Consider the following 13,310-nt stretch of genomic DNA (forward strand, 5'->3'; position numbering starts at 1 on the left):
TCGAGGGTACACCGGCGGGCCCGGCTTGGCGCACGCGCAATCATCGGACGCGAAGCCGGTACCGCACGCGGGCGCCGGGCCGCGGGCGGCTCGCGGAGCGACGCTCTAGGGTCACTCCCAGCTGGCGCCTGTACGCCCGGTGGCTAGTCTCGTGGCATCGATCCAGGGAGTCGGCCATGAGCCTCGACGTCGCCAGCCAGCAGTCCTACCTCCAGCCGTTGCGCTTCGACGACCGCCTCGCCGCCGGCCTGCTGGCACCGCCGCAGCTGCAGAAAGTGGCCGACAGCTACCCCAGGGGTGACGGCAGTTTCGCCGCGGATGTCCGCGGCACCACGCCGCAGCCGGAGACCGACCTGCAGCTGGCGATGATGGCCAACGACGTCTACGCGGCCGACAACCCGAAGACAGAAGCAGCGCTCGCCGAGGCGGGCTGGACGCGGCTCGAGCCGAGCGCCGACGGCACCTCGCTGGTCGACGCGCAAGGCAACGAGATCCCGATCGACCCGGCGTTGCTCAGCACCTCCGAGGGCTTCGACGCCGCGATCTACCAGAACGCGCAGGGCGAGTACGTGGTCGCCTACCGCGGCACCGACGACTGGGGCCTGTCGCCCTCCGGCGACGCCGACGACAACGGCCTGCAGGGCCTCGGCTTCGAGACCGGCCAGTACAAGGACGCCGTGGCCCTGGGCGAGGCTGCGCTGCGCGCCTTGGGCGAGGGCAACGTGGTGTTCACCGGGCACTCGCTCGGCGGCGGCCTGGCGAGCGCCGCGGCCCTCGCCACCGGCACCACCGGCGTGACCTTCAACGCGGCCGGACTCAGCGACCAGACCCTCGAATCGCTGGGCTTCAACCCCAACGCGGTGCGCCAGGATGCCGCCGACAGCGGCCAGCTGCGCCGCTACATCGTCAACGGCGATCCGCTGAACGGCGCGCAGCAGGACCTGCCCATCATCCCGATCCTCGGCATGTCGCCGCCCAACGCGGTCGGCCACGAGCTGCGCGTCGACCCGCCGGCCGGGGTGGTCGATCTGGTCGGGCTGCACGGCGGTGGCGGCGATGGCGCCTCCTACGTCGACGCCCTGCAGCAGAACACCGCCTACGACCCGGCCACACGCCCGAGCCTGTCCGAACAGGCCGGCAGCCTCGTCAACCAGGGCCTCGACGGCCTCGGCGACCTCGCCAACCGGTTCTTCACCGCGACCGGCGACCCGGCGATCGGCTGGGCCGCCGACAAACTGCTCGATGCCGGCGGCGACGTCCTCGACACCACCATCGGCGTGGGCGGCAACATCCTCCGCGACGGCGTGGAGCGCATCGGCGAGTACAGCCTCAACCAGCTCGGCAGCGTCATCCGCCAGGGCGAGAACGTGGTCGGCGACCTGTGGAGCAACGGCAGCGAGATGGTCGATGGCTTCGTGAGCACCGGCAACGGCGCGTTCGCCGAGGGCAAGCTGGTCGAAGGCAGTCTTGAAGTCGTTGGTGACGTGCTCGACTTCGCCGTCGACAGCGTCGGCGACCTTGCCGACGGCGCGCTGGGCCTGGCTGGCGACACCGTGCAGAACCTCGCCAATGCCGGCGGCGGCCTGCTGCGCGATATCGGTGACGCCACCGGCCTCGACGCGCCGCTCGACGCCGTGGCCGGCTTCGTGGAAGGCACCGGCAAAGTGGTGAGCGATGTCGCCGACACGTTCGGTGACGTGGTCGACACCGTGACCGATGTGCTCGGCGATGGCGTCGAGGTCATCGCCGACGTGGCCGGCGACGTCGGCCAGGCTGTCACCGACGGCGCGCAGTGGGTGAGCGACAAGCTCAACCCGCTGAAGTGGTTCTGATCCGGTAGACAGGGTGCGACCCCGCCGTAGTACCGTGGTCCGCATGTCCGACACGCCCCGCACGCACGCACCGCAGCTGCCTTCCCCATGGAAGGCGCGACGCGGCATGCGCGTGCTGCTGGCCATGTCGCTGATGCTCGCCTCCACCGCCGGCTGTGCCCGGCAAGGGACAGACGTGAACCCAGGCAAGTCCTTCGCCAACCCCGGCAATGCGCAGTTCGCCGACGCCGTGCTGCGCGACGACGAAGCGCTCGCGCGCCAGTTGCTCGCCGCCGGCGCCAACCCCGACGCGGTCGACGACAAGGGCCAGCCGCTGCTGCAGTGGGCGATGAAGCGCGGCGACCGCAGCGCGGTGCGCCTGCTGCTCGCGCTCGGCGCCGACCCCGCACGCGGCGACCAGGACGGGCGCACCGCGCTGCACCTGGCGGCGATGGGCAAGACCCCGGGCTGGCTGGAAGCGCTGCTGGAGCACGGCATGTCGCCGGATACGCCCAACACCGTCACCGGCGCCACGCCGCTGTTCGACGCCCTGCGCGCCGGCAGCGAGGACAACATCCGCGTGCTGCTGGGCGCCGGCGCGCGGCTGGACGTGGCCGACCGCAACGGCACCACGCCGCTGCACCAGGCGGCACTGGTGAAGGATTCCGGCGCGGTGCTGCGCTTCCTCGAGGGCGGCGCGGATCCGCGCGCCACCGACCGCACCGGCGCGACGTTCCAGGACTATCTGTACAGCGGCGACCCGATGTTGCTCGACGTCGCCACCCGCCGCGACCTGGAGAAGATCGACGCCTTGCTGGGCGCCAAGGGCGTCGCGGTCAAGCCGCGCGGCTGACCGCGCGCGTCAGCGTCGCTGCCAGGGCGCCTGCCAGCTGGCCGGCGGTTCGGCGGGAACGCCGGCTTCGGCCAGCATGCGCCGCGCCATGGTGTCTTCGCTCGTCACCGACGTGTCGGCGAGCAGGCGCGCGAACGCGGCCGCGCCACCGGGGCCGTCGTCCTGCTTCGCAAGCTCCGCCATCTGTTCCAGGCGCCAGTCCACGCCGCGGCGGCGCGCATCGAGCGTGGCGATTTCGGCCGGGCTGGCCGCCAGCGCGCGCGCAAGCGACAGGCCGATGCGTTCGTCGAGCACCGTCTGCGGACCCGCCAGCAGCAGGCCGGCGATGTGCCGGCAGGCGTCGGCGCGGGCGGCCGCGCCCGGCGCACGGCCGGCGCAGGCGCGCAGCACCGGCTGGTAATCCGGCAGCAGCACGGAGAGCGAAGACGACCACACCGCCGCATTGACGTCGGCCGAGGGCTTCGCGCCTTCGCCGAACGCCGCCCACTCGGCAGCGGTCGGCGCATGACGGCGCATCACGCCGGCCGCCCAGCGCTGCAACGGATACGGCTCGGGCGCGTTGCGGCTGGCGCGCGTCGCGGCATCCAGCAGCGCGTCCATGTCCAGGCCCAGGTGCATCAGCGGCGCCAGGTTGCCTGGTGACAGCGCCTGCCAGCGGCGCGCAGCGGCGTTGCCGAGCGCCTGGTCGTCGCCGACCATCGCCGCGGCCAACAGCAGCTGCTGGGTGATCAGGTCACCCGCGCCCTTGGCGGCGGCTTCCGCGTGCCAGCGCTCCGGATCCAGGCCGCTTTCGTCGGCCGCGTCGTGCGGGCGCGCCTGTGCTTCCAGCAGCGCCGCCAGCGCGAGGTCGCGCGCGCCGTCGGAGCGCCCCACCGCCTTCGCCACGCGCCGCAGGTAGGCCTGCCACGCCTCCGCGCCCTGCTGCGCACGCTGCATCTCCTGTTCGCTCGGCTCCCGTGGCGCCGGTGACTGCGCGAAGGCAGGGACGGCAAGCGCCGTGGACAGCAGGACGGGCAACAGAAGTCGGATGCGCATGCGCGGCTCCATCAGCGGGATCGATGGTCCGCAGCATACCGGCGCCCGCGCAGTGCCCGCGCGAGTGCCGGCGATGCGACGCAACCCGCGTTCAGTAGCCGGCGGCCTGCCCGTCCTTGCGCGATTCGCTGGCGCCGACCCAGCCACCGTGCGGATTGACCATGATCGCCTGGTAGCCGCCGTAGGGGCCGTCTGCGAAGCGCACGCTGTGGCCCTTGCGCATCAGTTCGCGCACGGTCGCATACGGAAAGCCGGTCTCGAGATCCACTTCGCCGCCGTCGCTCATCACCGTCGCCTGCCCGGTCGGCTCGGTGCTGCCGTCGTGCTGGATGCGTGGCGCGTCACCGGCCTCCTGCAGGTTCATGCCGAAGTCGATCAGGTTGATCAGGATCTGCGCATGCCCCTGCGGCTGCATCGCGCCGCCCATCACGCCGAACGACAGCCACGGCTTGCCATCCTTCGTCACGAACGCGGGAATGATGGTGTTGAACGGGCGCTTGCCCGGCGCGTAGGCATTGGGATGCGTGGCGTCACCCAGCACGAACTGCTCGCCGCGGTCCTGCAGGATGAAGCCCAGCCCCGGCGGCGCCATGCCGCTGCCCATGCCGCGGTAGTTCGACTGGATCAGCGACACCATCATGCCGTCGGCATCGGCGACGGTCATGTAGATCGTGTCGCCCTCGTCGAGCTCGGCCGGCGTGGCCGGCTGCACCTCGCGCAGCGCGCGCTCCATCGAGATCAGCTTGCCGCGCTCGCGGGCGTAGTCCTTGGAGATCAGTTTCTCCACCGGCGCCGGATGGAACGCGGGATCGGCGTACCAGCGCGCGCGATCGGCGAAGGCGAGCTTCTTGGCTTCCACGAACAGGTGCACGTGCTCGGGGCTGCCAAATCCGTATGACTTCAGGTCGTACGGCTCCAGCAGGTTGAGGATCTGCAGCGCGGCGATGCCCTGCCCGTTGGGCGGCAGCTCCCAGAGGTCGTAGCCGCGGTAGTTGGTGGATGCCGGCTCGACCCACTCGCCCACGTGCGCGACGAGGTCCTCGTACGCCAGGAAGCCGTCGTTGGCCGCGAAGTACGCACCGATGGTGCGCGCGATGTCGCCCTTGTAGAACGCGTCGCGGCCACCGTCGGCGATCTGCTGCAGCGTGTCGGCCAGGTTGGGGTTCTTCCAGGTCTCGCCGGTGCGCGGCGCGCGGCGGCCTTCGCCCGGCCCGCCCGCGACGGTGAACTGTTCGCTGAAGCCCGGCCACTTCGAGAGCCGCGGCACCGAGCGGTCCCAGTAGTAGGCGATCACCTCGTGCACCGGGTGGCCTTCGCGTGCGTAGCGGATCGCGGGCGCGAGGTTCTCGGCCATCGTGCGCCGGCCGAAGCGGCCATGCAGCGCGAACCAGCCGTCGACCGTGCCGGGCACCGTCACCGGCAGCGGTCCGTGCGGGGGGATGTCCTTCAGGCCGCGGCGCTCGAACTCGGCGAAGGTGAGCGCCTTCGGCGAGCGTCCGGAGCCGTTGTAGCCGTGCAGCTTGCGCGTCGTCGGATCCCAGACGATGGCGAACAGGTCGCCGCCGATGCCGTTGCCGGTCGGCTCCATGAGCCCCAGCGCGGCGTTGGCGGCGATCGCCGCGTCCACCGCGGAGCCGCCGGCCTTCATCACGTCGAGGGCGACCTGCGTGGCCAGCGGGTGCGAGGTGGCGGCCATCGCGTGCGGCGCGTACACCTCGCTGCGCGTGGCGAAGGCCTGGCCGGTGACGCGGTCGGCGGCGGTGGCCGGCAGCACCAGGCCGACAGCGACAAGCGAGACGAACAATGGACGAAGCATGCGGCGCACCGGGAGCGAAACCGCCACTCTACGTCGCGCGGCGGGAACGGTCTCCGGTCACGGCCAGGCGGGCGGCGCCGCGCGCCATGCCGCGGCCACTTCGGCCAGCAGCGCGCGGTCTTCGTCGCGCCAGTCCGGCAGCAGCCGCGCCAGGTCCGGCGACTGCCAGAGCCCCGGCTCGGTGCGCACCGCGGCGGCATACCAGCGCACCGCCTCTTCGCGCCGATCCAGCGACCACAGCGCCAGCGCCACGGTCGGCGGCAGCCACGACGGTCCCTTCATGCGCTCCATGCCGGCCATGCGCCACTGCTCCAGCGCCGCGGCGGGGTCACCGGCGCGGTACAGGTCCCAGCCATGGTTCCAGTGCACGGCGGGCCGGGTGCGGCTGGGGCCGGCAGCCGCCAATGCCTGGGCATAGAGCGCGGCGCCGGTTTCGGTGTTGCCGGCGGCATACGACAGGTGGGCGAGCTGCGCGGTGGCGAGATCGGCCTCGCGACGGCCACGGCTGCGGCTGCGGACATCGAGCAGCTTCTGCACGGTGGCGTCGTCGTTGCCGGCATGCAGCACCAGCGGTCGCGTCACCTGCGCATCGTCCTCGAAATAGAATTCCTTGGGCTTGGGCAGCGTCTGCGCCGAAACCGCGATCGGCAGCAGCGCGAGCAGCATGGCGACCGACAGGCGTCCGATGGTGCATTTCATGGCCAGCAACCTCTGACGGGGTCCCCGTGTCCCCGCGCGCATGGTAACGGCTGCCCCGGGGGCCGACCAGCGACGTCTCAGCCGGCGAGATGCCCGCGCAGGATCAGGTCCGGCATCGCAGCCCCGAAATGGTAGCCCTGGCCACGCGTCAACCCGCAGCCCAGCAGCGCGGTGACCTGCGCCTCGTTCTCCACGCCCTCGGCCACAACGTCCAGGCCGATTTCGCGGGCGATGCCGACGATCGCGCACACGATCGCCTGGTCGCGGCGGTCGTCCGGCAGGCCGGCCACGAAGCTGCGATCGATCTTCAGGCAGTCGATCGGAAGGCGCTTCAGCCGCGCCAGGGAGGAATAGCCCGTGCCGAAGTCGTCGAGCGCGATCCGCACCCCCAGCGCCCGCAGCCGGGCCAGGGTCTCGCTGGCGATGTCGGCGTCGTGAAGCAATACGGTTTCGGTCAGCTCCAGCGTCAGCCGCACCGCCGCCAGCCCCGACACCTGCAGCGCCTGCGCCACGCTGGTCACCAGCCCGGGCTGCTCGAACTGCCGGGCCGAGACATTCACCGCCACCTGCAGGTCGGCCCCCGGCCACGCCGCCGCGGCCATGCAGGCTTCCAGCAGCACCCAGCGCCCGAGCCGGACGATCAGGCCCGAGCGTTCGGCGACGTCGATGAACTCGCTGCAGGGGCGCCAGCCACCGCGCTCGTCGCGCCAGCGCAGCAGCGCTTCGGCGCCGCGGATGCGGCCGTCCGCCAGGTCCACCACCGGCTGGTAGTGCAGGTCCAGGTGGCCCTGCTCATAGGCATCGCGCAGCGCGCGTTCCAGGCGCATGCGCACCACCAGCTCGCCGTGGCGGCCGGCGTCGAACACTTCGCAACGGTTGAGCATGCCGAGCGCGCGCGCGCGCTGGCTGGCGAGTTCGGCGTTGCGCAACAGGATGTCCGCCGAGGGCGACGCCAGGTCGCGCGAGAACGCGATGCCGGCCGCCGCGCGGGTGCCGCCGGCACCGGCCGCCTCTTCGACCAGCGACACGCAGCGGCCGGCCAAGTCGAGCGCCTCGGACTCGCGCAGCGGCCGGCGCGGCACAAGCGCGAAGCCGTCATCGCGCACCCGCGCCAGCGTGGCGTCATTGCCGAGGCCGCCGCGCAGCGCCATCGCCGCCGCCACCAGCGCGTCCTGCCGGCTGGCGCCATCGTGCTCCACCTGCACGTGGATCGCGGCCACGCTGGCCTCCTCGCCGTGCGCCGGGCGCAGTGCGCTGTGCGCGACCTCGAGCAGGTGGTCGCGGTTGGGGAGGTTGGTCTGCGCGTCGTGCAGCTCCAGGTAGCGCAGGCGGCGCTCGGCGTCGCGGCGGCGCTGGATCTCGTAGGCCATCGCCACGAAGTCGCCGATGCTGGCCGCGAACGCCTCGTCCTCGGTGCTCCAGGTGCGCGGTTTTCCGACGTGCTCGTGGCAGACGACGCCAAGCAGTTCGCCCTCGCTGCGGATGGGCGCGTCGAGCAGGGAGACGACGCCGTGGCGCGTGAGGTACTCGCCGAGCACGGCGTTGGAGGCCGACAGCGTCGCGTCGCGCAGCACGTCGGCTGCATCGATCACCCGCGCCTTGTCGAGCTGCGCGCCGTACTCGGAGTCGGCGTCGAAGGCTTCGTCATAACCCGGCGGGTTGTGCACCCCGGTGACGCGGTCGTAGGCGTGCACGCAGCGCAGCACGCCCTGGCGGGCATGCAGGCGCCAGACGTTGACGCGGGCGACATCAAGGGTGGCGGCGGCGGCCTCGCAGATCTGCGCGAGCGCATTGTCGAGGCTGCACTGCTCGGTCCAGACCTGGCGCGCGAGCGAGACCAGGGCGTGGTTGAACCGGCGCGCCCATGCGCCGCTGTCCTGCCGGTAGTCGACTGCCTGGCCACTGGCCATGCCTGCCCCCGGGGCTCCGCTGTGCCGGACCACGGCACCGGAGGAGCACTGTCCGCCCGCAACTGTTAACGCTGCATCACGATTTGGCCCCACTGATAGAATCCGCGCCGCTCCAACCCGCGCGTCCCGACGCGTTCCCCGCCTGCGGCCGCGCCGCCGCCAGCCCCCAGGGCCCGCCATGACCAGCACCGCCGAACTTTCCTCGCCCGCGTCCGCCAACCTGGGCCTGACCCACGGCGTGACCGACCACGACTACGGCCTCGAGGACAAGTACACCCGCACCAGTGGGCGTATTTATCTGTCCGGGGTCCAGGCCCTGGTGCGCCTGCCGATGATGCAGCGCCTGCGCGACCAGGCCGCCGGGCTGGACACCGCCGGCTTCATTTCCGGCTACCGCGGCAGCCCGCTGGGCGGCTTCGACCTGGAGCTGTGGCGCGCGCGCAAGCACCTGGAATCCGCGCAGGTGCGCTTCCAGCCGGGCCTCAACGAGGATCTCGGCGCCACCATGGTCTGGGGCACGCAGCAGACCAACCTGTTCCCGGGCGCCAAGGTCGAGGGCGTGTTCGGCATGTGGTACGGCAAGGGCCCGGGCGTGGACCGCTCCGGCGATGTGTTCAAGCACGCCAACGCCGCCGGCACCTCGAAGCACGGCGGCGTGCTGGCGCTGGCCGCCGACGACCACGCCTGCCGCTCGTCCACCCTGCCGCACGGCTCGGAGGGCGAGTTCAGCAGCGCGCTGATGCCGATCCTCAACCCGGCCGGCGTGCAGGACATCCTCGACATGGGCCTGGTGGGCTGGGCGATGAGCCGCTACACCGGGCGCTGGATCGGCTTCAAGACGATCGCCGAGACGGTGGAATCCTCGGCGTCGGTGGAGGTGGATCCGTTCGCGCGCCAGATCATCGTTCCCGATGATTTCGAGCTGCCGCCGGGCGGGCTCAACATCCGCTGGCCGGATCCGCCGATGGACCAGGAGATGCGCCTGCACCGCTACGCGGTGAAGGCGGCGCAGGCGTTCGCGCGCGCCAACGGCATCGACCGCGTGGTGATCGATTCGTCCGCCGCGCGGCTGGGCATCGTGACCACCGGCAAGAGCTACCTCGACGTGCTGCAGGCGCTGGAATACCTGGGCCTGGATGCGCGCGCCTGCGCGGAGCTCGGCATCCGCGTCTACAAGGTCGGCATGACCTGGCCGCTGGAGCCGGTGGGCATCCGCGCGTTCGCGCGCGGCCTGGAGGACATCCTGGTGGTGGAGGAGAAGCACGCCTTCATCGAAAGCCAGATGAAGGAGCTGTTCTACAACTTCGACTTCGGCCTGGACGGCGGCCGCCGGCCGAGCATCGTCGGCAAGTACGACGAGGCCGGCGAGTGGATCCTGCCGAGCACCGGCGAGCTCACGCCGGCGACGATCGCCGCGGTGATCGCGCGCCGCATCCAGCGCTTCCATGATTCCGAACACATGCGCGACGTGCTGCGCTGGATGGAAGAGAAGGAAGGCGCGCTGGCGCTGCCGCGCGCGCAGTTCCCGCGCGTGCCGCACTACTGCTCCGGCTGCCCGCACAACAGTTCCACCGTGGTGCCGGAAGGTTCGCGCGCGATGGCCGGCATCGGCTGCCACTACATGGTTACGTGGATGGACCGCAGCACCGACACCTTCACCCACATGGGCGGCGAAGGCGTCACCTGGTCGGGGCAGGCGCCGTTCACCGAAACGCCGCACGTGTTCCAGAACCTCGGCGACGGCACCTACTTCCACTCCGGCACGCTGGCCATCCGCCAGTCGATCGCCACGGGCGTCAACATCACCTACAAGATCCTCTACAACGACGCCGTGGCCATGACCGGCGGCCAGCCGGTGGACGGCACGCTGTCGGTGCCGCAGATCGCGCACCAGGTGAAGAGCGAAGGCGTGGAGGTGATCGCGCTGCTGTCCGACGAGATCGAGAAGTGGAGCGACCCCTCGATCTTCCCGGCCGGCGTCACCTTCCACGACCGCCGCGAGCTGGACGCCGTGCAGAAGCGCCTGCGCGAAGTGAAGGGCACCAGCGTGCTGATCTTCGACCAGACCTGCGCCACCGAAAAGCGCCGGCGCCGCAAGCGCGGCAAGCTGGTGGACCCGCAGAAGCGCGTGTTCGTGAACACCCTGGTGTGCGAGGGCTGCGGCGACTGCGGCAAGAAGTCGTTCTGCGTCTCGGTGCTGCCCAAGGAAACCGAATTCGGCCGCAAGCGCGAGATCGACCAGTCCAACTGCAACAAGGACTACAGCTGCGTCGAAGGCTTCTGCCCGAGCTTCGTCACCGTGCTCGGCGGCAAGCCGCGCAAGGGCCGCAAGGTCGACGCCGCCGAGCTGCTGGCCAACCTGCCGGCGCCGGTGTTCGCCAGCGACCTCGCGCAGCCCTGGAACATCCTGATCACCGGCGTCGGCGGCACGGGCGTGGTGACCATCGGCGCGCTGATCGGCATGGCCGGGCACCTGGAAGGCCGCGGCTCCACCGTGCTCGACCAGACCGGGCTCGCCCAGAAGGGCGGCGCGGTGACCACCCACATCCGCATCGCGCAGGCGCCGGACAACATCCACGCCTCGCGCATCGCCGCCGGCGAGGCCGACCTGGTGCTGGGCTGCGACATGGTGGTGGTCAACGACTACTGGGCGCTGTCGAAGATCCGCGCCGGCCGTTCGCAGGTCGTGCTCAACAGCCATGAGGCGATGCCGGGCAGCTTCACCACCCGTCCGGACATGCAGTTCCCGGCCGCCGACATCGCCAGCGCCGTGCGCCAGGCACTCGGCGGCGACGCCGACGAAGGCGCCGCCGCCGACGCCGCGCTGCACATGGTCGACGCCACCCAGCTCGCCAACGCGCTGATGGGCGACGCCATCGCCAGCAACCTGTTCATGCTCGGCTACGCCTGGCAGCGCGGCCTGGTGCCGCTGTCGTTCGAGTCGCTGATGCGCGCGGTGGAGTTGAACGGTGCCGCGGTCGAAATGAACCGCACCGCGTTCGCGTGGGGCCGCCTGGCCGCGGTGAACCCGGACGCGGTGTACGACGCCGCCGGCGTCGTGCGCAACGCGCGCACCACCGCCGAAGCCACCCCGCACGTGCTCGACGCGCTGCCGCCCGGCGACTGGGAAGGCAACGAATGGGGCGCCACCAGCGCGCCCAAGCCGGCGCGCCAGGAAGACGACCTGCGCCACCTGCCGTCCGGCGCCGACCAGGTCGCCTACCTGCCGCTCGACGACGCCCGCCTCTCGCGCTCGCTCGACGAGCTGGTCGCGCGCCGCGGCGCGTTCCTCACCAGCTACCAGAACGCGAAGTACGCCCGCCGCTACACCGATTTCGTGGCGAAGGTCCGCGCCGCCGAACAGGTGCGCGCGCCCGGCGCCACCGACCTCGGCGAGGCCGTGGCCCGCTACTTCTTCAAGCTCATGGCCTACAAGGACGAGTACGAAGTGGCGCGCCTGTACACCAGCGGCGAGTTCAAGCGCCGCCTGGAGCAGCAGTTCGAGGGCGACTACAAACTCCAGTTCCACCTCGCGCCGCCGCTGTTGGCCAAGCGCAATGAAAACGGCGAGCTGCAGAAGCAGGCCTTCGGCCCGTGGATGCTGACCGCGTTCGGCGTGCTGGCGAAGCTGCGCGGCCTGCGCGGCACCGCGCTCGATGTGTTCGGCTACACCGACGAGCGGCGCATGGAACGCGCGCTGATCGACGACTACGTGCGCACCGTCGGCGGGCTGCTCGACGGCCTGGACAGCGGCAACATCGCGCTGGCCGCCGAGATCGCCTCGATCCCCGAGCACATCCGCGGCTACGGCCACGTCAAGCACGCACACCTTGAAAAGGCCAAGGCACGCGAGGCGGAGCTGCTGCGCGAATGGGCCAATCCGCTGCGGATCGTGCAGGCGGCTTGAACGTGACGAAGCCGGGGTCGCGAACAATGCGTCCCGGCGTCAACGCCATGGCGCTGACATTGGCCATGGCGTTGACGCTGTGCGGAAGCGCCTGCTCGAACCGTGCCACCGCGACCCCGGCGGTCGATGCTTTTTTCTCCCGCGTCGAGGCCGCGGACGGCACACGCTGGCTCGAGGAAGAAGCGGACGGCCACCTCGCGCTGCTTGCGGACGACCAGACCCTGTTGATCGCACGCCGCGCAGTCGGACACGCAAACAGCGATGTGCGCGTCCATGGGCTCGGGTTGCTCTACCGCCTCGGCCACAACGATGAAGCCGATGCCGCGGCTGCGGAGCTGTTGGTCCGCGGCGATGACCTGGCCGGCCTGGGCTGGGGGTGGCTGCACTCCGGCGACCCCACCCTGCTCGAGACCCGCCTGGACGGAATCCGTGCGGCACTGGTCCGACGCCTGCCTGCACTGCCGGCCGATCGGCGCCAGGCCGCCGAAGCGTTCCTATGCACTGGCAAGGCGGCCTGTGCGGAGCCGCCCCTGGAATGAACACGCCCCGGTAACGCAGTGCGCCGCGCTTCCGGTTGCCGATCTGGCTGCCGTCACGCGGATGCGGGCCGGCGCCACACCAGACAGCGGTTGTTGGCCGGCATCGCCACGTCAGCGGCAAGCCGCAGGCCGGCCGCGGTGGCCAATGCGTCGACTACCTCGAAATCGCGGATGCCCGAGCGCGGGTCGCGGGCCTTGAGCCACACGTCGAAGTCGCGGTTGCTGTCGCTGGTGTACGCGCCGGCGTAGTTGAACGGGCCGTAGGCCACGAGCGTGCCGCCGGGCGCGCCCGCGAGCACCCGCGCGACGCCGCGGAAAAACGCCTCCACCGCATCGACGCCCATGATGTGCAGCGAGTTGGCGGTGAACACCGCATCGGCGTCGATCGCGGGCCACGGCGACTGCAGCACGTCGAGCGCGAGCGGCGGCGGCGTGTTGGGCAGGCGCGCCTCGTCCAGCCACGCGCGGATGCCGGGCAGGTTCTCCGCGACATCGGAGGTTTGCCAAGTGAGCCACCGCATCGCGGCCGCGAAGTGCACGGCGTGTTGGCCGGTGCCGCTGCCGATTTCGAGCACGCGGCGGCTGCCGGCGAAGTGTTCGCGCAGGACCGCGAGAATGGGCTCGCGGTTGCGGTCGCAGGAGGGTGCGTGGGGTTTGGCGGCGTCGTGGTGCATGGCGGTGTCCATCCGGGCGCTGCCAGCATACAAACCTCGCGCCACAACGGCGGCCGGCGCTCGGCA

General features: G+C 71.3%; 9 protein-coding genes. 4 read left to right on the top strand and 5 right to left on the bottom strand.

Annotated features, from left to right (window positions below; translation table 11 throughout):
* Positions 1 to 176: 176 nt before the first annotated feature.
* Positions 177 to 1,832, top strand: a complete 1,656-nt coding sequence (locus tag JHB91_RS09330; protein WP_199472512.1) for an Mbeg1-like protein — start codon at positions 177 to 179, stop codon at positions 1,830 to 1,832.
* Between the two features lie 43 nt (positions 1,833 to 1,875).
* Positions 1,876 to 2,664, top strand: coding sequence for an ankyrin repeat domain-containing protein (locus JHB91_RS09335; RefSeq protein ID WP_199472513.1), 789 nt, complete (start codon positions 1,876 to 1,878; stop codon positions 2,662 to 2,664).
* Between the two features lie 9 nt (positions 2,665 to 2,673).
* Here JHB91_RS09335 and JHB91_RS09340 read toward each other — a convergent pair whose 3' ends face one another.
* From JHB91_RS09340 to JHB91_RS09355, 4 genes are all read right to left on the bottom strand, one after another.
* Positions 2,674 to 3,699, bottom strand: a complete 1,026-nt coding sequence (locus tag JHB91_RS09340; RefSeq protein ID WP_199472514.1) for a hypothetical protein — start codon at positions 3,697 to 3,699, stop codon at positions 2,674 to 2,676.
* Positions 3,700 to 3,790: 91 nt separating this feature from the next.
* The gene (gene ggt, locus JHB91_RS09345; RefSeq protein WP_199472515.1) at positions 3,791 to 5,515 is read right to left on the bottom strand and encodes a gamma-glutamyltransferase; all 1,725 of its coding nucleotides are present in this window, start codon (positions 5,513 to 5,515) and stop codon (positions 3,791 to 3,793) included.
* 57 nt (positions 5,516 to 5,572) lie between these two features.
* Entirely contained in the window at positions 5,573 to 6,214 is a 642-nt protein-coding gene (locus JHB91_RS09350; RefSeq protein ID WP_199374540.1) for a tetratricopeptide repeat protein, read from the bottom strand.
* A gap of 77 nt (positions 6,215 to 6,291) precedes the next feature.
* Positions 6,292 to 8,124, bottom strand: a complete 1,833-nt coding sequence (locus JHB91_RS09355) for a GGDEF and EAL domain-containing protein (RefSeq protein ID WP_199472516.1) — start codon at positions 8,122 to 8,124, stop codon at positions 6,292 to 6,294.
* 178 nt (positions 8,125 to 8,302) lie between these two features.
* Here JHB91_RS09355 and JHB91_RS09360 point away from each other — a divergent pair, with 178 nt between their 5' ends.
* The gene (locus JHB91_RS09360) at positions 8,303 to 12,031 is read left to right on the top strand and encodes an indolepyruvate ferredoxin oxidoreductase family protein (protein ID WP_199472517.1); all 3,729 of its coding nucleotides are present in this window, start codon (positions 8,303 to 8,305) and stop codon (positions 12,029 to 12,031) included.
* Positions 12,028 to 12,570 (top strand): hypothetical protein, encoded by a 543-nt coding sequence (locus JHB91_RS09365; RefSeq protein ID WP_199472518.1) that lies wholly within the window; start codon positions 12,028 to 12,030, stop codon positions 12,568 to 12,570. Before JHB91_RS09360 ends, JHB91_RS09365 begins: the two co-directional genes overlap by 4 nt.
* A gap of 53 nt (positions 12,571 to 12,623) precedes the next feature.
* Here the strand turns inward: JHB91_RS09365 and JHB91_RS09370 are convergent, their stop codons facing one another.
* Positions 12,624 to 13,244 (bottom strand): DUF938 domain-containing protein, encoded by a 621-nt coding sequence (locus JHB91_RS09370; RefSeq protein WP_199472519.1) that lies wholly within the window; start codon positions 13,242 to 13,244, stop codon positions 12,624 to 12,626.
* Positions 13,245 to 13,310: the final 66 nt, after the last annotated feature.

It is taken from the genome of Luteimonas sp. MC1828, from assembly GCF_016461615.1.
In the GTDB taxonomy this organism is placed as follows: Bacteria; Pseudomonadota; Gammaproteobacteria; order Xanthomonadales; family Xanthomonadaceae; genus Luteimonas.